General features: G+C 33.8%; 19 protein-coding genes. 13 read left to right on the top strand and 6 right to left on the bottom strand.

Annotated features, from left to right (window positions below; all coding sequences use genetic code 11):
* Nucleotides 1-708: 708 nt before the first annotated feature.
* Complete coding sequence (locus CLORY_RS04645; protein WP_079422344.1) at nt 709-1836, top strand: family 8 glycosyl hydrolase; 1128 nt, start codon at nt 709-711, stop codon at nt 1834-1836.
* A gap of 34 nt (nt 1837-1870) precedes the next feature.
* Here the strand turns inward: CLORY_RS04645 and CLORY_RS04640 are convergent, their stop codons facing one another.
* Nucleotides 1871-2629: a helix-turn-helix transcriptional regulator gene (locus CLORY_RS04640; RefSeq protein WP_079422343.1), complete on the bottom strand. Its 759-nt coding sequence runs from the start codon at nt 2627-2629 to the stop codon at nt 1871-1873.
* A 129-nt stretch (nt 2630-2758) separates the two neighbouring features.
* Here CLORY_RS04640 and CLORY_RS04635 point away from each other — a divergent pair, with 129 nt between their 5' ends.
* From CLORY_RS04635 to CLORY_RS04620, 4 genes are read left to right on the top strand one after another with little or no spacing between them, the layout of a single operon-like run.
* Nucleotides 2759-4570, top strand: a complete 1812-nt coding sequence (locus CLORY_RS04635; protein WP_079422342.1) for a family 43 glycosylhydrolase — start codon at nt 2759-2761, stop codon at nt 4568-4570.
* A 35-nt stretch (nt 4571-4605) separates the two neighbouring features.
* Nucleotides 4606-6114, top strand: coding sequence for a GH39 family glycosyl hydrolase (locus CLORY_RS04630; protein WP_079422341.1), 1509 nt, complete (start codon nt 4606-4608; stop codon nt 6112-6114).
* Nucleotides 6115-6153: 39 nt separating this feature from the next.
* Nucleotides 6154-7692, top strand: a complete 1539-nt coding sequence (locus CLORY_RS04625; protein ID WP_079422340.1) for a glycoside hydrolase family 43 protein — start codon at nt 6154-6156, stop codon at nt 7690-7692.
* 5 nt (nt 7693-7697) lie between these two features.
* Nucleotides 7698-8006 carry an alpha/beta hydrolase gene (locus CLORY_RS04620; RefSeq protein WP_079422339.1) on the top strand — a complete coding sequence of 103 codons (309 nt, stop codon included), beginning with the start codon at nt 7698-7700 and terminating at the stop codon, nt 8004-8006.
* Nucleotides 8007-8145: 139 nt separating this feature from the next.
* Here the strand turns inward: CLORY_RS04620 and CLORY_RS04615 are convergent, their stop codons facing one another.
* The gene (locus tag CLORY_RS04615) at nt 8146-8670 is read right to left on the bottom strand and encodes a GNAT family N-acetyltransferase (RefSeq protein WP_079422338.1); all 525 of its coding nucleotides are present in this window, start codon (nt 8668-8670) and stop codon (nt 8146-8148) included.
* A gap of 140 nt (nt 8671-8810) precedes the next feature.
* Complete coding sequence (locus CLORY_RS04610; RefSeq protein ID WP_079422337.1) at nt 8811-9683, bottom strand: DMT family transporter; 873 nt, start codon at nt 9681-9683, stop codon at nt 8811-8813.
* Between the two features lie 391 nt (nt 9684-10074).
* Between CLORY_RS04610 and CLORY_RS04605 the strand changes: the two genes are divergently transcribed.
* Nucleotides 10075-12720, top strand: a complete 2646-nt coding sequence (locus CLORY_RS04605) for a fibronectin type III domain-containing protein (protein ID WP_169911530.1) — start codon at nt 10075-10077, stop codon at nt 12718-12720.
* Between the two features lie 170 nt (nt 12721-12890).
* Here CLORY_RS04605 and CLORY_RS04600 read toward each other — a convergent pair whose 3' ends face one another.
* The 3 genes from CLORY_RS04600 to CLORY_RS04590 all read right to left on the bottom strand — a co-directional run bounded on the left by CLORY_RS04600 (nt 12891) and on the right by CLORY_RS04590 (nt 18731).
* Nucleotides 12891-14852, bottom strand: coding sequence for a methyl-accepting chemotaxis protein (locus CLORY_RS04600; protein ID WP_079422335.1), 1962 nt, complete (start codon nt 14850-14852; stop codon nt 12891-12893).
* 444 nt (nt 14853-15296) lie between these two features.
* Nucleotides 15297-17969: an MFS transporter gene (locus tag CLORY_RS04595; protein WP_079422334.1), complete on the bottom strand. Its 2673-nt coding sequence runs from the start codon at nt 17967-17969 to the stop codon at nt 15297-15299.
* A 132-nt stretch (nt 17970-18101) separates the two neighbouring features.
* Nucleotides 18102-18731: a TetR/AcrR family transcriptional regulator gene (locus CLORY_RS04590; RefSeq protein WP_079422333.1), complete on the bottom strand. Its 630-nt coding sequence runs from the start codon at nt 18729-18731 to the stop codon at nt 18102-18104.
* 180 nt (nt 18732-18911) lie between these two features.
* On the opposite strand from CLORY_RS04590, the gene CLORY_RS23200 reads away from it, so the two are divergent.
* From CLORY_RS23200 to CLORY_RS04560, 7 genes are all read left to right on the top strand, one after another.
* The gene (locus CLORY_RS23200; protein ID WP_169911529.1) at nt 18912-19082 is read left to right on the top strand and encodes a hypothetical protein; all 171 of its coding nucleotides are present in this window, start codon (nt 18912-18914) and stop codon (nt 19080-19082) included.
* A gap of 249 nt (nt 19083-19331) precedes the next feature.
* Nucleotides 19332-19907, top strand: coding sequence for a TetR/AcrR family transcriptional regulator (locus tag CLORY_RS04585; RefSeq protein ID WP_079422332.1), 576 nt, complete (start codon nt 19332-19334; stop codon nt 19905-19907).
* Complete coding sequence (locus tag CLORY_RS23930) at nt 19907-20047, top strand: SDR family NAD(P)-dependent oxidoreductase (RefSeq protein ID WP_079422331.1); 141 nt, start codon at nt 19907-19909, stop codon at nt 20045-20047. Before CLORY_RS04585 ends, CLORY_RS23930 begins: the two co-directional genes overlap by 1 nt.
* Nucleotides 20044-20400 (top strand): SDR family NAD(P)-dependent oxidoreductase, encoded by a 357-nt coding sequence (locus tag CLORY_RS04575; protein ID WP_169911528.1) that lies wholly within the window; start codon nt 20044-20046, stop codon nt 20398-20400. The genes CLORY_RS23930 and CLORY_RS04575 overlap by 4 nt, the downstream gene beginning before the upstream one ends.
* Nucleotides 20401-20442: 42 nt before the next feature.
* Nucleotides 20443-20925: a TetR/AcrR family transcriptional regulator gene (locus tag CLORY_RS04570; protein WP_169911527.1), complete on the top strand. Its 483-nt coding sequence runs from the start codon at nt 20443-20445 to the stop codon at nt 20923-20925.
* 303 nt (nt 20926-21228) lie between these two features.
* Nucleotides 21229-22245, top strand: a complete 1017-nt coding sequence (locus CLORY_RS04565; RefSeq protein WP_079422328.1) for a fumarylacetoacetate hydrolase family protein — start codon at nt 21229-21231, stop codon at nt 22243-22245.
* Between the two features lie 46 nt (nt 22246-22291).
* Entirely contained in the window at nt 22292-22915 is a 624-nt protein-coding gene (locus CLORY_RS04560) for an L-2-amino-thiazoline-4-carboxylic acid hydrolase (protein WP_079422327.1), read from the top strand.
* Nucleotides 22916-22983 lie beyond the last annotated feature (68 nt).

Genomic DNA, 22983 nt, shown 5'->3' with positions numbered 1-22983 from the left:
AACGCTCCCTGCGGGCTCTGTAAATTATATAGATTGCTAGTTTTAAAGTACCGTCTCTAAAATTTCTACACGTTAATTTTACAGACGTTATTTGATGAAGTTGTATCTTTAATTTTTCTTCGTAGATTATTAAGTGTGATCTTAATTATAAAGAGAGTTAAAGGCTTCTCTTCAATATGGAAACTGGTATAATTAACTTTCTTTTAATAATCCAACTACTTAAAAGCCTATTAATCGTGACAGGGCTCTACGAAGAAGCAGGTCTTCGAAGCCAAGACCTGTCCTGCTTAGATAGCTTTTTAAGGTTATCTCTATTAAAATGGATATTAGTTTTAGCAATTTCCAAATTAAAAAGAGGCTTTTTATCTTTCTAAAAAATTAGCGATGCACTTTAGTTTTCTTCGAAGAAATTAAAAAATTGTTATTCCATAGAATAACGTTTATCCAATAGCACTTAGTTTATATTTAAAAGATACATTAAATAATTAACAGCTATTTAATTTACAGAACCCGAAGGGCGCAATGACCGGTAGGTCATACCCCCATCGTTAGTTCGCATTTTATTTAATATGAGAATATATCAATCTTTCATTAGAATATATCATTGTTTCAAAAAGGGCGATATTTTATAATCTTCTTGTATTATATACACTTATATGAATAAGTCTGATGTGAAAAGGTTTAATTTAATAAAAGAGGAGAATGAACATGAATAATGGTGCTTTTTATACAGGAAAATATAAAAATTTATTTGCTCAAATTGGAATTTCTCAAGATGAAATAGATAAGAAAGTTAATGAAACTTTTAATCAGATGTTTTTTGATCCTAAGGAGAGAATATATTTTGAAACAGATAATGATATGGGTTATATGCTCGACACAGGAAATAATGATGCCAGAACTGAAGGTATGAGTTATGGAATGATGATGGCGGTTCAGATGAACCGTAAAGATATTTTTGACAGACTTTGGAGGTTTGCAAAAACATATATGTATCAAAGCAGTGGCAAGTACCAAGGGTACTTTGCCTGGTCAGTAGGTACTAATGGAATAAAAAATGCTGAGGGACCAGCGCCGGATGGAGAAGAATATTTTGCTATGGCTCTATTTTTTGCCAGTAGGAGATGGGGGGATGGTGAACCTCCTTTTGATTATAGTGCTCAAGCAAGAGATATATTGCATCACTGTGTACATCAGGCTGAACTTGTTGAAGGCGGAGCAGCAATGTGGGACAGCTCTAATCACTACATTAAATTTGTACCGGAGACTCCATTTTCAGATCCATCTTATCATCTTCCACACTTTTACGAGCTTTTTTCTCTTTGGGCAGACCAGGAGGATAGAGAATTTTGGCAGGGAGCTGCAGAAGCAAGCCGCAGATATCTTAATATTTGCTGTGATAAGGATACTGGAATGGCATCGGAATATGCTGAATTTGATGGGACTCCAAAGAAATTGTTTCATGATTATCAGTTTTATTCAGATGCATATCGTGTAGCTATGAATATTGGGTTGGACTCAGCATGGTTCAATAAGGATGAAGCACTAGGAGATATCGTTGATAAGCTTCAAACATTTCTTAGCCAAAATGCTAAATTAGGAGAATATAAAGCTTATACTGTCAAGGGAGAAGCGTTTGATGACCCAGCACTGCATCCAAATGCAATTATAGCTACTACCGCAGCAGGTTCTCTTGCTGCAAAAGGTAGGTATAGATTCCAGTGGGTCAAAGATTTTTGGAAACTGCCGCTAAGAAAAGGTAATCGCAGATATTACGACAACTGCCTGCATTTCTTTTGCCTCTTGATGCTGGCAGGGCAGTTTAAAATTTATTGATTTAAGCATAAGTACTTTGAAGTTAGAATGGACATTATTGATGCATAAACTGTCCTGGAGTACATCCGGTAATCTGTTTAAACTGTCTGCAAAAGTGCTCTATATTATTATATCCGCAAAGAAAAGAAATCTGTGCGATAGTATGAGTTCCATGGAAAAGATACTCTTTTGCAAGACGAATACGGCTGGCAATTACATCATCCATACAAGATATTCCAAAGGTATTTTTATAAATTGTTTGAAGATATCCAGGACTTAAGTGAAGGCTGTTTGCCATATCTTTGACAGTCCAGTGTTTTCCAGGGTTATTGTGTATCTCAATCCTAAGATTTAAGAGATTATAGTATTGCGAAGATATATTGTCGTGATAGTAAGATTCTAAGAGTTTATTGAATAGGATTCTGAGAAGATAGTCAATGGAAGACTCCTTGTAGTTTTTGCTAAAGTAATTTTCTGCAGTAATAAGCTGAAACAACTTATGGCAGTATTCAGGATCATCCAGAGAGAAAGGAATACCGTGTGGAAGCAGAGTATCTGTAACATAAGGTTCTGATGATTCAAAGCGTATCCAGTCATTAATATATTGATCTATACAGGCACGATAATATATTTTTTGATGTGGCTGATACAACACAGCACTGTGAGCAGGATATTCTTTAAGTTCATTGTTTACCCAGAATAGGGCAGGTGTATGGGTGTGTATAAGCAGCCAGCAATCGTGGCCTTCTGGGATATCAAAAACAAAATTATCTGTATGAACTGCATCATATCCTACAAAGAAAATATTCGTCATATTTATTCTCCTAATCTTAGAATATATCAATTAATTTTTAGTATATATCTTTGGGTTAAACAGGTCAATACTGTATGTTTTTCTATAAACAAAAATATAAATATTAATTATAATTCGGAGGTGAAAAATATGGAATTATCCATAAAAAAATCATTACAGTTACTTTGTTATACAAGGAAACCTCAAGATGAGGCTATTTATTCTGCGAAGCTGGCCTATAGCATGCACCTTGCTTACAGTGAGGACGGAAAGAGTTTTAAAGAATTAAATCATAATTCCGGGGTTCTGTTTGCCAAGGCAACAGAAAATGCTGATGGATCTCTAAATGCGAAAAGTTTAAAGCAGCCATATATTTTTAAGATGGTTGATGGGACTTTTGGTGTTGTAGCTATACGTACAGAAGCGGGAGGCGAAAATGATGAACAGAGCAGGGGAAAAATATTGCTATTTATTTCTTCTGATCTCTTACAATACAAGGAAGTTGGTCTGATAAATTTAGGAACCGAAAGTTTTGTTAACGATATTGTTTGCGAATATGACAACGAGAAAAAAGCGTATATACTTCACTGGAGTGATGAAGAAGGAAAGTGCTACAGGAATTTTGTTGAAGATATGGTTAACATTGGGGGAGTTTCTGAACCAGAGACGGCTGAAGCTTTTGCTTTACGTTCAATTAATTCTGATATTGAAGGAATAGTACCAAGAAATGTGATTAATATATCCAAGGAAGTAGCTCAAAGACTTATTTTAAAACTTACAGTTCCTACTAATATAAAAATAGAAGTTCCTAACAAGGTTTTTGTTGCTTCAGAAGAAGAGTTAAAGGCTATCAAAGCTACAGCTGTTTATAGTGACGGCACTAAAACTCTAAAAAAAGTAGATTGGGATACATCAGTAATAGAGTGGAACAAATCTAGAAACTATAGAATAAAGGGAAAAGTGCATCAAGATCATTATGCTTTCCCAATTGCAATTAACCGTGCAGATCCATGTGTTGGTAAATGGAATGGAAAATACTATTTTATTGCAACAAACGATGCTGATGGTAATCACACTCTATATATGAGGGAAGCATATACAATTCCAGAGTTGTTAGATGCGGAAGAAGTATTAATTCTCGATTCCAGTACTTATGATGGTATTGGTGGGTTATTGTGGGCACCAGAATTTCATGTAATTGATGATGAGCTATATATCTTTCATGCTGCTACATCAGGAGAGTTTTTCTATGAGGAATCTCATGTTATGAAATTACGTAAGGGTGGTAATCCGATGTGTGCTAAAGATTGGTCAAGACCACATCGCGTTGTTAAAAAAGATGGTGCATATTTATGTGAAGCTGGTAAGACTATATCACTGGATATGACTGTAATCAAATGGAAGGGAGAATATTACGCTGTTTGGTCCCAACGTCAGTTTCTTCCAGTTGATCTCGGGGCATGGCTTTACATTGCCAAGATTGATTCAAAGGAGCCTTGGAAGCTTATAAGTGATCCAATAATTATTTCTAAACCTGAATATGGGTGGGCGAATAATCATGTTTTTGTTGATGAAGGACCATATGCATTAATAAGGGAAGAAAAGCTGTTCTTAACTTTTTCAAGTGCACTAGTAGATTCAACCTATGTTGTAGGTTTGTTGACAGCAGAGAATGGGGCTGATTTACTAAAGCCTGAAAGTTGGACAAAAACTAACTACCCACTGCTTACATCAAGAAGTGTACCGGGGGAATATGGTACTGGTCATAATTCTTATGTAACAGATGATGATGGAATAGTGTGGAATGCATATCATGGAAGGCTGGGAATTGATGCACCAAGATCTTCTGGTATTCGTCGGGTTCATTTTGATATTGACGGATATCCTGTATTGGATTTGACGGAGGATAAGGATTTAAACAAGGAATTAGCTGAAGTATCCATAGAAGTAGTTGTAAAATAAAGTGATTTTATTGGTAATATCAAGGAGGAAATAAAATGGTAAAAAAGATTGAAGTACCTGTTTCAGGTATACCTTTTAAAAATAATGCAAATTATTGTGTTGGTACGGGAAGAATGGGATTAGCATTGCAAAAGGAATACATTGACCATCTGAAAATTGTTCAGGAGGCTGTACATTTCAAATATATTCGAGGGCATGGACTGTTTTGTGATGATATGGGTATATATCGTGAAGTTGAAATGGATGGCAAAACAAGTACTTTTTATAATTTCACATATCTTGATCGTGTTATGGATTCCTATCTTGAGAATGGTATAAGGCCGTTTCTTGAACTTGGGTTTATGCCTGAAAAGTTAAAAAGCGGAGATCAGACTGTGTTTTATTGGAAGGGAAATGCTGCACCGCCTGTGTCCTATGAAAAATGGGCTGAATTGATTACAAAAACCCTAAATCATCTTATTGAAAGATATGGAAGAGAAGAAGTAGTAAACTGGCCTGTAGAAGTTTGGAATGAGCCTAATATTGGATTCTGGGCAGGTACTATGGAGGAATACTTTAAGCTGTATGAATATTCAGCAAAGGCTGTAAAACTGGCTGATCCACGTATTCAGGTAGGAGGACCGGCAATATGCGGAATTGATACTGAACATTGGCTTAGATCCTTCTTTGAACATTGCATAAAGAAGAATCTTCCTCTGGATTTTATCACACGCCATTGCTATACTGCTCAACCTACGACTACACGTGGTCATTATGTGTACCATGTTATGAATGAACCTACTTTTATGATTGATGAACTTAGAGAAACACGTAAAATAATGTCTGATTATCCCCAGGTTGCCAATATGCCGTTACATATAACAGAGTTTAACAGCTCATATAACCCATTGTGTCCAGTGCATGATACAAACTTCAATGCAGCCTTTATCGCTCGCATTCTAAGTGAAGCTGGAGAATATGCTGATTCTTATTCTTACTGGACATTTAGTGATGTATTTGAAGAGGCGGACGTACCAAAGTCAGTTTTTCATGGCGGGTTTGGTCTAGTTACTCTTAATTCAATAAAAAAACCAACATTTTATACCTTTGAATTCTTTGCTAATGCTGGTAATGAGCTGCTTTATAGAGACGAAAACATAATAGTTACAAAGAAGGATGATACCTATGTAATTATTGGTTGGAACTGGCATGATATGAGAGACCACAAAGAATCACCTGATAAATGCTATTCTTTATTGCTGCCTTCAGTTGGAAAACAGGCATTGCTTGTTAAAAAAGAGGTAGGAGGGGCAAACGCAAATCCTATGCAAACCTGGAGCAATATGGGCAAACCACGCAACCTTGATAAGAAGCAGTTAAGGATATTACAAGCAGCAGCAGAACCACTTCAAACAGACGCAAAATTGTTTGAAAACAAAGGAGTTTATGAAGTTAAGCTTGCAATTTCCTGCAACCATTTGTGTATGATAGAAATTATGCCAGTAGATGATAAGACAGATAGTTATTTAGGCTTTGATCCTGAAGAATTTTATGGTATGAAATAATGATTATGAAGTTAGTCAGATTAAGGAGGAAAATGAAGTATGAGGAATAATCCAATTATTTGGGCTGATTATCCTGACGTTGATGTAATAAGAGTAAATGATGCTTACTATATGGTAAGCACTACAATGCATTTTATGCCAGGCTGCGTAATATTACGTTCTTATGACCTTGTAAATTGGGAAGTGGCTGCGCATGTATATGACGTTCTTGATGACACACCAGACCAAAAATTAGAGGGCGAAAAACATATATATGGAAAAGGAATGTGGGCAGCGTCACTGAGACATCATAAAGGAAAATTCTATGTGTGTTTTGTAGCCAATGATACGCATAAGACTTATCTGTTTACAGCCGATGATATAAATGGTCCATGGAAGAAAAGTGAAATCGAAGGCTTCTATCATGATCCTTCATTATTGTTTGATGATGATGGAAGAGTCTATATTATTTATGGCAATACGGAGATCCATCTTACAGAATTAAAGGAGGATCTTTCAGCTCCTAAACCAAATGGTTTGAATAGAATTATAGTAAGGGACACACAGCCGCATTATCTTGGTTATGAAGGGTCTCACCTTTATAAAATTAACGGAAAATATTATGCCTTTTTTATTCATATGCCAAAGAATGAACATAGTCGTAGAACTGAAGCATGCTTTACAGCGGATTCATTAGAAGGCAAATTTACTGGAAGGGATATTTTTAACGATGACATGGGATACCACAATTCTGGTATTGCACAGGGAGGAATTGTGGACACTTCAGATGGTAAATGGTATGCTATACTATTTCAGGATCACGGTGCAGTTGGGCGTATTCCTGTTATCGTGCCAATGCATTGGGAAGATGATTTCCCTGTATTTGATAAAACAGCACCGGAATATATTGAAATATCAAGTACTAGACCAGAATATAGATATAAATCATTAGTTGGAAGTGATGATTTTATATATAAACCGGATGAGAATGGTAAAGTGCGTTTGAAGGATTTCTGGCAGTGGAATCATGTACCAGATGCTTCACTTTGGTCAGTTACAGAAAAGCTAGGGACCTACCGCATACATTCAGGAAAAATAAGTCCGAATCTTACGTTTGCAATAAATACTTTGACGCAGCGAACTATGGGACCGGCCTGTGAAGCTATTGTAACTTTGGATGGAAGTGAACTTAAGAATGGCGACTATGCAGGATTAAGTTTTCTTATTAGTTCTTATGGACTAATTGCACTTACTAAAGAGAATGATCAATATTATCTGGTCATGCTTGCCAGAACTACAAAGGATAAAACTATATTTGGAAATTTAGTAGACAGCAAACCAGGTGAAGAGTTTGGGAGAGTTCCTTTAAATGGCAGCAGAGTTATACTTAAAGCACATGGAAACTTTGAAGATGGGATTGATGAATGCAAGTTTTACTACCAGGCCGAAGAAGGCTGGAAGAAACTTGGCATTACTCATAATATGGCATGGAAGATGGATGAGTTTGTTGGCTGCCGTTTTGGATTGTTTTTGTATTCTACAAAAGAAATTGGTGGTACAGCGGAGTTTTCTGAATTTAAATATATTATTATGAAATAAATTTCATGCTGGATACTTTTGCTTACATTGGTGCATTTTCACCGGCTCCAGGCTTATTGCCTGATTCAAGACGGGCTTATGTGGGACAATTTAGTGAAGAGGAATTTAAAATTGAGAATGGCAAAAATCCTCCAAAGTTTATTTTAATTTGTACTGGAAATAGTGACGATGTAGTTGATAATACTCCAAATTTATATCACAAGACGTTAGTTAAAAATGGAGTGGATCATATGTGGTACACAATAGATGGAGGACACGATTTTGTTGTTTGGAAAAGTGGACTTTATAATTTTGTAAAAAGGATTTTTAAGTAGTAATTGATTATATGATTTATAAAATATAAAGAAAAGCTAAAAAAGCAAATATCTTTATAAAACAGCCTTAAATATAATGGATAAACAGTATTCACTCTAAATTTTTAGTAAAAAAGGACAAATCATGTATGCGCATAAATCAGAAGTTTGTATACAATTTAATTGCTTTATCATTTTTTAAATTTACACAAAGTGTAATAGAATTTATAGTATCAAAGCTAAACAACCATTTAAGGGCAATAGACAGTAATCTGCTGGCTATACCTTTGCGTCTCTGTGATTCATCAACTGCAAGAAATTCTATATTACTAAGACTAACATCGGGTTCAGCTTCTGCATATATATATCCACACAGAGACGAATTTTCTTTAATAATAAACACTTTTCGATGTTTGTTTAGTCGTCGAATGATTTGTTTACCCTTATAATAAGCATTTGGAAATACTGTATCATGAAGATTAACAAAATCCTGGAAATATTCTTGAGATAATTCTATAGCAAGTTCGTTGGTGGGCATACCTATATATTTATTAGAAAACATTAAAATAGTATGTCCACCATGGTTATGAAAGCCAAGCTTTTTAGCTAAATCAATAACATGAGTATTTTGCTTATTTGGAAACATATGTAATGTTTTTACGTTCTGAGGAAGCAGTTTAATCATTTCCTTCCAGAAGTCAATTGCAATATCCCATTTATCAGTTTTAATAAATGACCCCCATATCTCGGCACTATTGTTCTCAACTCAATCATTCTACACTTCCTCCAGTCTATATTTATCTTAACATAAAAGTTGGTAATTATCTAAGAGTGTTCATATCTATCTTTAGCTAATATAACTGTAGAAATTAGTATAAATACACTTCCAATTAACAAAACAATAGATAGTCTTTCGCCAAGAAATAATACTCCGAGAAATATACTTACTATAGGTTCGAAGGTTCCAAGTATTGCGGAGGAGGATACTCCTATTATTTTTGTAGCCTTTAGCAGCAAAATTATTGATACTATTGTTGAAATCACGGATATACCCAGATAACAAATTACTGCCTTAAAATTAAAATTTAGAGTTATAGAATTATTAAGTAGTCCATATAAAGCAGTACCTATTGATGATCCGAAACAAATGTACATAGTTACAACTCTATTGTCTAAGTTTCTTATAGGTTTTAGATTAAGACCAATCATAGTGAATCCATAAGCTACACCGGAAAATAAAGCTAACGAAATACCTAAAACATTTATTGTACTGTTTTTGAAAGCAGCTAACAAATATATACCCGTAGCAGCAAGCAATAGAGATATTATTTTTCTGGTACTCATTTTATTTTTAAAGAATATAAAGCCTACTATACAAACAACAACTGGATATATAAAATGCAGAGTCGTTGCGAGACCTGCTCCTAGGTAGTTATAAGATATAAACAAGGCAAGAGTAGTTATAGTATAACCAATAGTGTTTATTAATAATAAAAATATCTGTTCCTTTTTCAAACTAATCTCAATCTTAATATATTTTAGGTAAAGAAATAATACTAAGGTTGAAATTATAAATCTAAATACTAATACAGTAGTTGGATTAGATCCATTAATATATGCAACTCTAGCTAAAATTGGCATAATTCCAAATGCTACTGATGATAAGAGTGCATATACTATTCCTTTGTAATTGTTCAAAACTTTATCCCCCTTGTTAAAAATGTCCATAATGCAAAAGTATCATTTCAATAAAAATAGTATTTTTTTATCACACATAATATTATAGCCCTTTACATTATTAAGGCAATACTAAAGAGACTCTAGATAATATTGTGTAAGAAATGTTTTCCAAAATGAGAACTTGAACGATAAGAATATCGTATTATAGAGTGAAGAGTTGGAAGATGTATGAAAATTGGGATATATGAAGAAAGGTGAGGATGAAGAAAGTTTGTTATTTTTATGTGAAAAGATAAAGCAGCAGATGGTTTTTTATGAATAGGACAAGCATTGTCCTATTTAGGTATAGCTTGCATTGGCTAAACTTATTTATAAAATTTATTATGAAATGTTGATTAGGGAGGATGTTTTGGAAGCACAAAAAGGAAAAATTAGAAAAATAAGTTCGATAATTATTTTAATTGCGTTTTTGGTAAGTATAATTCAAATTCCGCAAACTGCAAATGCGGCAGTTAAAAAGATTAGCATACCAATTGAAATAAAGGTTGCATCAGTATCATATAATAGTGTTATTGTAAGCTGGAGAGAGGTTCAAGGTGTAAGTGGATACAGCTTGTATATGGCTACTTCCAGTAATGGAAAATATAAGTTAATCAAATCTACTGCAGCAAATAGTTACATAGTGTCAGGACTTAGTACTGGCAAAACTTATTACTATAAAATAAGAGCATATAAAATCTTAGGCAAGAAGAAGATATATGGCACATATTCTTCAATAGGATGTGGAAAACCTATTCTTGCTGCACCGATTTCAGTAAAAGTTATACAAACATCGAATACTGGCGTTACTATGAGCTGGGAGAAAGTTCAGGGTGCAAGCGGCTACATATTATATCAGGCGACTTCAAGTGAAGGTGCGTATAAATTAATAAAAACGACTACAGAACATACTTCGACCATTACTGGTCTTATTCCAGGAGTGAATTATTATTATAAAGTAAGAGCGTACATAACTAAAGGAAATAGTAGAGTTTATAGTGATTATTCAACTGCAGCAGTTTGTAAAACGACCTTAGCTGCACCTAGTTCTCTTGAGGTAGTTTCTCTATCATATAGCAGTGCTAACGTAAGCTGGAGTGAGGTGCCTGGGGCCACAGGATATGAGCTCTACAGGTCAATTTCACAAAATGGAAGCTATAGTTTAATAACAACAACATCTTCTAGCAGCTATAAAGATACAGGACTAGCACCAGGAAAGGTTTATTACTATAAGGTAAGAGCATATAGTACGATTGGATACAGCAAGGTATATAGTGCTTTTTCATCAGTAGAAAATTCTCAATTAATGCTTCTTGCACCAACTTCACTTAAAGCTCAAGCATCTTCTTATGATACTATTAAACTCAGCTGGAGCAAGGTGACAGGTGCAAATGGCTATCAGATTTACAGAGCTGCTTCTAAGGAAGGAAACTATTCTTTAGTTGCAACAGTTTCTACAACAAGCTATAGCAATACTAAACTTACAGTCGGCAAAAGTTATTATTATAAGATAAGAGCATATGGAATATTAGACGGAAATACGACATATAGTGATTTTTCACCTATTAGGAGTGCGAAGCTTATACTGTCTGTACCGAAATCTGTAAAGGCATCGGTATATTCCTTTGACAGTGTTAACGTAAGCTGGAAAAAAGTATCAGGTGCAAGTGGTTATGAAATCTACAGATCTGAATCGAATAATGAAGAATACCAATTAATAACTTCAATTAATGCTAAGACCTATAGAGATTCAGGTTTAAAAACAGGGACAAGCTATTATTATAAAATAAGGGCATTTAGAACTGTTGGCAGCGGTAAAGTATATAGTGGTTTTTCCTCTGTAGTAAATTCAAAACCTCAATTGTATATTCCAAAGAATATAAAAGCGGAAGCATCATCTGAGAACAGTATTACTGTCAGCTGGAATGCTTTAGGCGGAGCGGTAGAATATGAAGTATACAAAGCTGAAGCTAGTGAAGGACCATACAACTTGATATCAACTTCATCATCTTCTGCCTGCATGGATATAGGACTTGAAACAGGTGGAACATATTATTATAAAGTAAGGGCTTGTGCAGCTGTTGGAGGCAGTAAGATATATAGTGATTTTACTACTGTAGTAAGCTGTGTTGCAGCGGTAGTTAATGTAACTGCTGTAAGCTTAAATAAGAGTAAAGATACCTTGACTGTAGGGAATACTGACACGTTAATAGTTTCTATAACTCCTCAAAATGCATCAAATCAAGCTGTTACATGGAGTTCTTCAGATGATTCCGTAGTGACAGTCGATGATGACGGGAATATAACAGCGGTTGGGGCAGGAACTGCTGTTATAACTGTAATAACTGTTGATGGAGAGAAAAAAGCTAGCTGCAGTGTGACTGTAAGTGATAACAGCAGTGATACTAAAATTAAAGGAATTGACGTTTCTAGGTGGCAAGAAAACATAAACTGGTCAGCAGTGAAAAGTTCTGGAGTCAAGTTTGCTATGATAAGATCATCTTATGGAAGCAAAAGTGCAGATCCAATGTTTGAAGTTAACTATGCTGGTGCAAAAGCTAATGGAATAGCAGTTGGAGCATATCATTATAGTTATGCAACAACAACAGCTAAAGCTGCTGTAGAAGTAAATAACTTTATGAAACAGCTGCAAGGAAAACAGTTTGAATATCCTGTATGCATAGACATGGAGGATGCATCCATGAGTAGTATCAGCAGAAAGACATTAACAGATATAGTGCTTGTGTATTTAAAAAAACTCACGCAAGCTGGATATTATCCTATGATATATGCAAATAAGAATTGGTTCACTTCAAAACTTGATGACACAAGACTTAAACCTTATGATCACTGGCTTGCCCAATGGACGTCTTCAATTTCCTATGATGGTCCTGTAGGAATATGGCAATATAGTGATGCTGGCAGTGTGAAAGGAATAAGCGGAAGAGTAGATATGGATATTTCATATGTTGACTATACATCTAAAATAAAAGCTGCGCATTTAAATGGATTTTAGCTGCAGGAATCATTTCCGGCTAATAATTTTAATTGCAAGTCATATAAGCATAATAATGATAAAAAAAGCCGTGCACTGTATTTTTGTTTGCACGGCTTTACATTATACCTTTTTATATTATATTCGCGGTAATGGCTAATATGAAAAGTTTTTATAATATATGTACAAGTTTAAAGCTTAAACGTATCAACTTCAGCCATAAGTGATTGAGCCATATCAGAAAATGTTTTAGTGAACTCTGTAATTGTCTCAAGTGATGCAAGCTGTTCTTCGGATGAAGCAGATATTTCTTGCATGCTGGCTGAAGATTCTTCTGTTACAGCAGACATATCTTGAGCTTTTGCTACAACAATTTCCGTATTGTCTTTTATTTTTCCCAGCATAGTTGCTATGTTTTGGGATTGTTCTGCAATGTTACTAGCGGAATCTTTAATTTTATGGAAGGTGGTTTGCGTAATACTTAATGCATCCTTTTGTGCCTGCATAGCCAGTGTAACATTTTCAGCTTTTTCTGTAGCTACTCTGGTCTTATTATTAATATCTTCTATGATAGCTCCAATTTGATTTACGGCCTTAGCAGAATTTTCGGATAGAACTCGTATTTCATCAGCAACTACTGCAAAGCCTTTGCCCTGTTCACCTGCCCTTGCTGCTTCAATAGAAGCATTTAATGCTAGTAAATTAGTCTGTTCAGCTATGCTGTTTATTACTTCAATGAAATCTTTTATTCTTACTGCCATATCATCTAATTCACTTATTGCTGCGCTGATTTCTTTAGTAGTTACATCGCTTTCCTGCATTCTCTCAACCTGTTGTTTAAGAGAATTTTGACCTTCTTCCACCAGCTTTAAGGATTCAACAGATTTATTAGCTCCAATTTCTGTAGAGGAGTTTACATCGTTAATTAAAGATGCGATATTTTGTATAGCATCATTTGTGTTAGTAATCATATCACTTTGTTTACTGTTACCTTCAGCTATTTCATTTATGGTTAACACAACATCACTTAATGCTTTTGTATTTTCAGATGTAGAATTAGTTAGTTCTTTTGAACCTGCCGAAATTGCATTAGAAGTATCTTTAATCTTCTTAACAATACTCTTTAAATTAGTTGTCATAATAGAAAAGGCTTTAGCCAAGTTTCCTATTTCATCTTTAGATTTTATGCTTATATCAGAAACATTTAAATTTCCGCCAGCAATTTGATTAGCTGCGTTGCTTAATTTTACTAATGGCTTAGCTATTCTAACTGATAAGAAATAAGCAGTTAGAGCTATAACAATTAATACCATGACTGTAGCAACAGATAATGTAGCAGTTAGTGCAGTAGCCTTAGCCATGGCTGATGAGTATATTGTATCTGTGCAAATAAGCCATCTAGTTTTACTTTGGTACGCATAAGATCCAAATACTTTTTGGCCTGCATAATTAGTTACTACTCCAGAAGAGTTTTTACCCGATAAACCACTCTTGATATTTGATAATTTACTTAAGTCTTTTCTTTGCGTAACATATTTAACATTAGGGTGTGCTATGATTTTTCCGTCTTTATCAGTTATATAGACGGTAGTAGTTTTATCCGATAATTCCTTAGTTAAATTACTTATTTTCGCAAGTTCCATGCTTGCGTGGACTACACCTATAATACTGCCTCCGTCTTTATCTCTTACTGGTGTAGCTATGTTAATAATCAAGTGCTTATTAGCTTTGCTGATTAGTACATTTGATATAACCTCGTCATTGCCTTTTATAGCTTGCTGGAAGTAGGGACGGTCACTTATATTTGGCAGAGTTTCTGTAGTATCTCTTGCAAATGGCTGGCCTTTTGCATCATCTAAAGTGACTGTAAGCTCAGGGTGAAGAGCTTTAGTTTCTGTCAGTAATTGTACTACTTTTGCCTTGTTGAAAGCACGAACATCAGAATTCCTAGCCAGTATCTTTAAATCCTTGAAATCACTTGAGATTAAATCATCTATTTTAGTTTGAATATTCTTGGATTTGTTTAGATTCGATTGGCTAATAGTCTGCTTCAGCTGATTGCTGAAAAACCAATTAGAAGCCACCGAAAATAGAATGAGCGGAATACCGCTTATTAGCAGTATTATAATAATTAGCTTTTGTTTTAATTTCATAAATATTCTCCCTTGTAGTATTATTTTGTATCAGTACCATTTAATTATCGACCAGTTGATGGAATTTATAAAGGAAAGTTACATATTCGTTAGGTAAAAATTTGGTTAAATATAAGATTTTATATAGATTTAGATTATTGTTATAAGTCTTTAATGAATGGATTAGTCTCCGTAGTGCCACAACATTTCAATTTTTAGCGTCTAGGAATTTATGCTTTTTGCCAATTGTGGATAACTTTTAATTAATATCAAGATACACTACTAAAGAGTAAAGAGTAAAGAGAAAAGTGAAGGTGGGAATTCAGCTGTGCTGAATTCCTATGAATCAATTTCGTTTCTTTTTAGAAAAGGCCCATGAAAGCGTGCTTTCACCAAGTAGAATGAAAAGGTAATCTTCTTTTTAGTAGGAAGTGGTTGAAGGAGACATTTTCCAGCCGACGGAAATCACTTCCTACCTTTTTTATCAGTAAATACACCAAAGATTGACATAGATAAAATAATCATTGCTGCGATAAAGAAGGTTTTATCGAAGGCAGCTGTAATTTCTTTATTCTTATATTTCTTAATATCATTAACTTCATCAGCAATCAGATCTTTCTGTTCCAGCATATTTAAACCAGTAACTATCTGTTCTGTGCCACTTTCAATTTTCTCGGAAGCACTTACTAATTTATCTGACCCTTTTTTAAGTTTGCCGCTTCCATTTAAAGCACTATGAGCTCCTTTGTGTATATTATCTGTGCCTTCATATATTCTATCGGCGCCACTGCTGAATTTTGAAAGAGCATTGTTAAGTTTACCTATACTGGTTTCCAGTGTATTAATTCCACCAGTGCTGCTTTCGAGTTTGCTTGCACCATTTGCTAGTTGTTCGATACTAGTTTTTAAAGTCCCTGATTTTTTAAATTGAGCTGCCAGTTTTTTTGTTGAAGCAGAAAGTTTATTGATTCCAGATGATAGAGAAGAACCTGCATATACGACGCTTTCTCCTGATGTATTGCTTTTACCCATAGAAATAAGTTTTTCTTCGAAGTCAGATGAATTATTTACGGATGGATTAATGGCAGCAGTATAGATATTTATCAGGTTACTAAGCATTCTAATTTCATTCATATGTTTAGCTCTGTCATTCTTGCTATTTGAACTTGAATATTCAGTTTTAGCCTTAAGAAGTTTGTTTTTATAAACTGTCAGTAGTTGAGGAGAAGTAGGATCATTACTGATAATAGTATATAGAGTACTGTTTACTACTGAGATATAATTATCAGTTCCTTTTGAAGCATTCTGTGCTCCCTTTGAAAGACTCATGATTCCATCATATAAAGTAGGTATTTTAGAATTACTGTTTGATTCGAATTGTTTAAGCAACTCTTTAGTACCTACATTTAATTTATGAATGCCATCGGAGAGTTTATTTAAACCTTTGTTTTTATCAGAAACTGATGTATATAATTTATCAGAACCAAGGGATACTTCTTTCAGACTGTCTTTTAGAGTTTTCATACCTGCAGTTAGAGAACTAGTACCGTTATAGAGAGCATCTAACCCGGAATTTAGATGATTAATTCCAGAATTTAAATTATTCTGTCCGACAGCTGCTTTTTTTGCCCCCTTCTTTAGTGAATTTGCACCTTTATAAAAAGCAGCAAGAGTTTTATTATCTGTAGAGGAGGATTTTTTTAATAACATTGATTTATTGTTTTTCAGTTTTTTCTCTAATTTCTTTTTTATTGAATTCTGAGAAAAGTTATTTTCTTTATCTGTGTTATTTACTATTTTAATAAGCTCTCTTCTAACTGGAGTAATTATTTCTTTGTGATTTTTTATATCTTCAACAGCATATTTTTTAATGTCGGTTTTTGCACCTGAAACTCCTGAATTAAGAAGGCTTACTAGCAATGCAATTCCAATACATGTGCCTATCTGTCTAAAGGCATTAATAATTCCTGACCCTATTCCGCTTTTATCTTCTGGCAGGTACTTAATTGATGAAGCTATAGCTTGACATGAGAAGCCAAGTCCAATTCCGCATATGAATAAGTTAAATATCATTATAACTTTAGTTGTATTAATTTCAACTCGTGAAAGCAAAATGCAGCCTACTCCCAGTATGAGGATTCCTAAAAAGTTCACAACTCTTGTGCCTGCCTTCTTTGAAAGCATACTCCCAGCTGGTATTGAAATCATTGCGGTAACTGAAATTGTCATAAGAATAAAAGCTGCATCAAGGGCACTGTAGTTCAATACATCTTGAAGAAAATAATTAAATATGAGTATGGGACTCATAGTAGCAAAACCAGTTATCATATAGCATATACTGGAGGCTGTAAAGGTAGATTCCTTAAAAAGACTGAGCTCTATCATTGGGGAAGGGGCGATACGCTCTATAAAAATAAACAGTATCAAAGTCACTGCTGACATAATGAAGAGAGATATAATAAGCAAAGAGTTCCAGCCATATTCTCTTCCCTTAAGAAGTCCGAAAACCAAACAGAACAGACATATTGTTATAAGCAGCATACCTAACCAGTCAATTTTCTTCGAGACTGTATCATCATAGGATTCCTTGGCGAACAGGATTATTAATATAACAGCTAATATGCAAAGTGGTACATTTACGAAGAAAACAGCCTGCCAATTCATATACTGTATCAGTAATCCACCAATGGGTGGGCCACTGGCTGCGGCTAGAGCCACAATTGCTCCTGAAGCTCCTACAACGAATTGTCGCTTTTCTTTTCCGAATATCTCTAACCCCATTGGTAAAACGATGGGAGTGATAATTGCACCACTTAAGCCTTGTATAAATCTTATAATTATAAGAAATAACAGCGAGTTAGAAAAACCACACATAGCCGAACTCAATCCGAATAGTATTAAACCAATAATCATGAGTTTTTTTCTTCCAAATTGGTCTCCGAGTTTAGCAGCAGAAATTAAAAAAACGGATAAGGCCAGCACATAAATTGTACTTACCCAACTACTATCATTTAATGATGAGTTAAAATAATTTGTTATATCAGGTAAAGCAATATTAACTATAGTACTGTCTAAGGTTCCGAGGAATGCAGCTATTGTTAGACCAATAAAGGCTAGGATATTTCTATTTTTATTCATTTTATAATCACTCCTTTAATTGAATGTAATAGTTATAGCTACCAACCTGTTGGTCGGCATTGCACATAGAATTTTCATTCAGATGATCACTATGTATCATCTGAATGTTTAGCCATAATAACAGCTTTAAAGTTAGTTGCCTTTGATTATATTGTTTATAAATATGTTTTTATATAATTTACAAAATATATCTCTTGTTTTGCCTGTATCAACATTATAATATTGAGCAAATTTATCATTCAAAATAAAGAAGGTATAAAGTGGAATCATGCCTAAAAAAAGCATATTCATAATGAACTCGATGTTTTTATCCTCTGTAACTTCCGTTAAATCCTTATTATTGACTTGCGAGAATATATCACTAAATATAGGATCTAGTAAATCAAATATTGATACATTTTCAGAAACGTTTTTAAGGGACTCTATAAGTCCTATTCTCATAATATCTTTTTCCTTTTCTAATTCGTTCATTAGAAGCTGAACAAATTTTTCCATCTCTTCAGCAGTTTTTGAATCCATGTTGTTCCATATTTTGCCTCTATATTTCATACATCTGCTGATATGTTTTTTAGTAAGCTCATTTAAGAGATCTTTTTTGTTTTTAAAATAGTAAAAGATTTGGGTTTTGCTTATATCAGCACGCCGTGCTATTTCGTTTACTCCAGCAGCATCATAACCTTTCTCTGAAAATACATCTTCAGCTGCCTTCAGTATTCTTTCGTATGTTGATACCTTTAATGAATCATTTTCTTCTCCTTGCATATCATCACCTCCATTACTACCAACCGGTCGGTATTATTATTGCATAGATTGCTTTGATTGTCAATATATAACATATATAAATTATTAGCTTAATGAGATATAATATTTTGATAAGTTTATGTGTATATATTTCCGTAACTTATATCAAATTTTTATTTAGATGGACTGTTATAATCGTTTATGAGAGGAGAGATAACGAATGAATGGATTAAACCAATTTCAGAAGATAAGATAAAAAGGGCTATGACTGTTTTTGAAAAGTATTGTCCTTGTTCAACAAATCACTATACACTTGCTGGTATGGAAAGCTTTGTGAAGAACAAAATGAGACAATCTGTTTGGCAGATATAATACTATAGAAAGAAAGCTGAAAACACAAAATAAGCTTCATAAGGATGAACTAAAGCAGATACTTTCAAAACATATGCCAGAGGGAGTAGCTTGCCATTACTACTATGATTTTGAATACTATAAAAAGTTATATAGATTCAAGAGAATATCTAGCAAGGATATTGAGAAAAGTTTACTGTTGACAAAATACCACGTGTTATATATCACATAATATATAACACGTGGTATTTTTAATATAGGAGGGTTTATATGGCACCTAATATAAAGGTAACAAAGGAAATGATTCTAGAAGCAGGTTATAAACTAGTTACAATCAGTGGAATTGAAAGCGTTAATTCCAGAAGCATAGCAAAAATACTGGAATGTTCTACACAGCCGATATTCAGTCAATTTCCGAATATGAAAGAGTTGAGGCAGAAACTGCATGATTACATTTGTGAAAAATTTGAACGAGAGGTTCTTTGCAGTGAAGACTTTGATTCTATTATTCAAAGCAGTTATCTTAAAGTTACTAGTCTGGCGAAAAATAATAGAAATGTTTTTAGACTAATTTATATGTCTGAATATTGTATGGGAGGCAGCTTCCTTACAACTAGAATGAGATTTAGAAGCAATCAAAAAATTTTTGAAGAAATAAAAACACAATACAAAATTGGAGATGAAGAATGTGCAGATGTTTTGGAACGTATCAGTTTATTAGTACAGGGAATTGCTACATTAATTGCAACTTCAAATGTTCAGTATGAGGACGAGCAAATAGTAAAAATTGTGAATCAAACGTTAGTAGATATGATAAATGGAATAAAAGAAAGAGGGGTTAAGTAATGAAAACTGTTTTTATCACTGGAACATCATCAGGAATTGGCAGAGAAACTGCTAAAGTTTTTTGCGAAAATGGCTGGAATGTTATTGCAACTATGAGAAGGCCAGAGCTTGAGAAGGAATTGGCAAAAATAAAAATGTGAGAGTTGTAAAATGCGATGTTACTGCCTTCGATAGTATAAAAAATGCAATTGAAGAGGGAATAAATTATTTTGGTAAAATTGATGTACTTGTAAATAATGCAGGCTTCTATACAATAGGTGTTTTAGAGGCAGCGACTGAGGAACATATTAGGAGGCAGGTTGAAACAAATCTTATAGGATTAATAAATACTACTGAAGAAATGCTACCACACTTTAGAGAGCATAAAGCTGGTACTATTATCAACCTTTCTTCAGTTGCAGGAAGGACAACAGTGCCGCTTCAAAGTTTGTATATTTTGTTGAATATGTTAACGTTACTGTTGATATTTTATATTTATAGCAGTAATGTTTAAGCGTTGAACATGTTAAAGAGAGGCTATTTTGAGGTGACCACAATGGATGACACGAGAAGCAAAATAATGATAAGTGCAAAAGAGCTTTTTATATTGCAAGGTTATAAAAAGACAACAATCCGCCAAATCGTTGAGCGATCCGGTGTATTGATTGGCAGCATATATTACTTATTTAAAAATAAGGAGGAGATCTTTAAAAGTCTTGTTCTCGAAATATTTGAAAAAGGCGATGGCATCATTTGTAATTACTTTGGAGAAGATTTAAATCCAGTTTTTAGATATGGAATATTCTGTGCGATTGAGCTTACAGTAGTTGAAGAAGAGGAATGTATTTGTGAAATCTATTATGAAGCTTATAGTTTAAAAAGTGTGTTTGATGGACTTGTAAATGTTGCAGCTAAAAGATCTCAGTTTCTTTTTGAGGACTATAATCCTGATTTTGAATTTGAGGATTATTACATACGAACTTTGGCAATAAAGGGTGCTATGCGCAGTTTTATCGCCAATCGCTATTTATCCACGTAGCTTCCTCTTGAAAAAAGAATCGATATGATTCTTGATTTTAGCTTGAAGGCGTACAATGTTCCAAATGCTGAAATCTTTCAAGTAAAAAAACGTATAGCACAATCTCAAAAACAGATAAGAGAGATTTCGTTATTAATTGGAAGAAGTTAATAGAAATCTATAATAACCCGGTATAGCTGACTGTTATCACAGTCTTCATTCCGGGTATTAAGTTAAGGTTATTTGAACATGTTAAAGTAACAAATAATTATAGATATTAAATTTCTACTAATCAATAATAACAAAGTACAAGGAGTGATTGAATTGAAAATTAAGAAATTACAGATAGGTTCAGCAGAGAAGGATGTTTCACTTGCTGTTTTGCATGAAGGTAAGTGGGTTGTTTTATCGCAGTTGCTTGAACAATTTTCAACGGATGGCAGTGAAGAATATTCAAAATTAATGTCTGCGTCTCAAGATCTTATTTTGTTTTTGCAGAGACTTCCGGATAGTAAAGAATATTTGAATTGCCTTTTAGGAAGAGCTGATTTAAAAATTTGCTGCCAAACAGAAAATATGAAAGAAATTATTCCTTTTCGTCCGCTGCTTTACCGCGATTTCATGCTGTGCGAAAGACACATAATTAACAGTGGACGTGGTTTTACAAAGTTCATTATGCCTAACAAATATCCAATTGTAAGAGCATATGAAGCTATATTTAGACGTACCTTTCCAGCTTTTAAACCTAAAAAGGCGTGGTATGATAATCCTGTATATTATAAGGGCAACACTTTGTCATTTATTGGAGATGGTGAAATTGTAAGCTATCCGCAGTATGCAACGATTAAAGATTATGAATTAGAACTTGGCATGATTATCACTAAGGAACTTCTTAATGCAACTGAAGAAGAGGGACTTGCTGCAATAGGCGCTTTCTGTGTGTTTAATGATTTCAGTGCTAGAAATGTACAGCTTGATGAAATGAAAAAGACAGGATTTGGACCATGTAAGGCAAAAGATTTTGCTAGTTCAATATCTAATGTGGTAGTAACAGCAGATGAGATATTGCCAGTACTGAATACTTTAAAAACCCGAGTGTTTATTAATGAAGAACTAGTAGCTGAAGGACAGTTAAATGAATTTTATCATTCACTTGGAAAAGCTGTTGCATATGCGTCTAAAGGAGAACGTGTCTACGCTGGGGAGTTTATGGCTTCAGGAACAATTCCTAATTGCTGTGGAATGGAAAATTTGCATTTACTAGATTTAGGTGATGTTATAAAATTGGAAATAGATAATATAGGTTCTTTAACAAATCAAGTTAGTACTGAGTTGATTTAATTATTAAATTTTAAGTGTATCTTAATGTGTTATTAGGGGTGATAATATGAGTTTCAGTGAAACGAGATTCCATTTTTTTTATGATGAGTGCATAAGACAATTTGGGGCAGAACAAGGGAAAAGGATATTTGAAATAGCAGATAGAAAATTAGCTGAAATGAAAAATGAAGCTGATTATAGAAATAGTAAGGCAATTAAGGAACATATGAATACAAATCTTCTTCCTACGATAGCTATATATTCAGCATTTTTGCAGTCAAATTTTACAAAAGAGAACGCATATGAAAAAACATTAGAAATTACACAAATTGCAGCGAAGGTAATTCAAAAAAAGAACGAGTTTGTAGGTAAAATACCTTTTGGATACAATTTATTTAAAATGTTCTGTAAATCGGTAATGAATAAAAACTATCCGAAAGAAGGATGGAGTATAGTATGGCAGCGATATGATAAGCAAGAAATACATTTTGATATGACAAGCTGTATATATATGGAGACAACAAAACGCTATAATTGTCCTGAGTTGTGTCCAGTATTTTGTGCTAACGATATAACTACTTTTGCAGGATATAGACCGAACATAATTTTTGAACGTAATGGAACTATTGGACAGGGACAAAAGGTATGTGATTTTCATTTACAAAACAGTAAATTTAAAATTAAAAGGTAAGTATTGTACATTTATTAGCGGAAGTTTTATGTGCCATAAGAGAAATAAAACTATATTTGAATATTGAG

This window comes from Clostridium oryzae (assembly GCF_002029235.1).
GTDB classification, from domain to species: Bacteria; Bacillota; Clostridia; order Clostridiales; family Clostridiaceae; genus Clostridium_AE; species Clostridium_AE oryzae.
Note: the sequence above shows the minus strand (reverse complement) of the source record. Positions and strands in the feature narration are given on the sequence as shown.

Coding starts and splice junctions, on each gene's coding strand:
- CLORY_RS04645 (WP_079422344.1), top strand. CDS start 709: ATGAATAATGGTGCTTTTTATACAGGAAAATATAAAAATTTATTTGCT.
- CLORY_RS04640 (WP_079422343.1), bottom strand. CDS start 2,629: ATGACGAATATTTTCTTTGTAGGATATGATGCAGTTCATACAGATAAT.
- CLORY_RS04635 (WP_079422342.1), top strand. CDS start 2,759: ATGGAATTATCCATAAAAAAATCATTACAGTTACTTTGTTATACAAGG.
- CLORY_RS04630 (WP_079422341.1), top strand. CDS start 4,606: ATGGTAAAAAAGATTGAAGTACCTGTTTCAGGTATACCTTTTAAAAAT.
- CLORY_RS04625 (WP_079422340.1), top strand. CDS start 6,154: ATGAGGAATAATCCAATTATTTGGGCTGATTATCCTGACGTTGATGTA.
- CLORY_RS04620 (WP_079422339.1), top strand. CDS start 7,698: ATGCTGGATACTTTTGCTTACATTGGTGCATTTTCACCGGCTCCAGGC.
- CLORY_RS04615 (WP_079422338.1), bottom strand. CDS start 8,670: ATGATTAAACTGCTTCCTCAGAACGTAAAAACATTACATATGTTTCCA.
- CLORY_RS04600 (WP_079422335.1), bottom strand. CDS start 14,852: ATGAAATTAAAACAAAAGCTAATTATTATAATACTGCTAATAAGCGGT.
- CLORY_RS04595 (WP_079422334.1), bottom strand. CDS start 17,969: ATGAATAAAAATAGAAATATCCTAGCCTTTATTGGTCTAACAATAGCT.
- CLORY_RS04590 (WP_079422333.1), bottom strand. CDS start 18,731: ATGCAAGGAGAAGAAAATGATTCATTAAAGGTATCAACATACGAAAGA.
- CLORY_RS23200 (WP_169911529.1), top strand. CDS start 18,912: ATGAGAGGAGAGATAACGAATGAATGGATTAAACCAATTTCAGAAGAT.
- CLORY_RS04585 (WP_079422332.1), top strand. CDS start 19,332: ATGGCACCTAATATAAAGGTAACAAAGGAAATGATTCTAGAAGCAGGT.
- CLORY_RS23930 (WP_079422331.1), top strand. CDS start 19,907: ATGAAAACTGTTTTTATCACTGGAACATCATCAGGAATTGGCAGAGAA.
- CLORY_RS04570 (WP_169911527.1), top strand. CDS start 20,443: ATGGATGACACGAGAAGCAAAATAATGATAAGTGCAAAAGAGCTTTTT.
- CLORY_RS04560 (WP_079422327.1), top strand. CDS start 22,292: ATGAGTTTCAGTGAAACGAGATTCCATTTTTTTTATGATGAGTGCATA.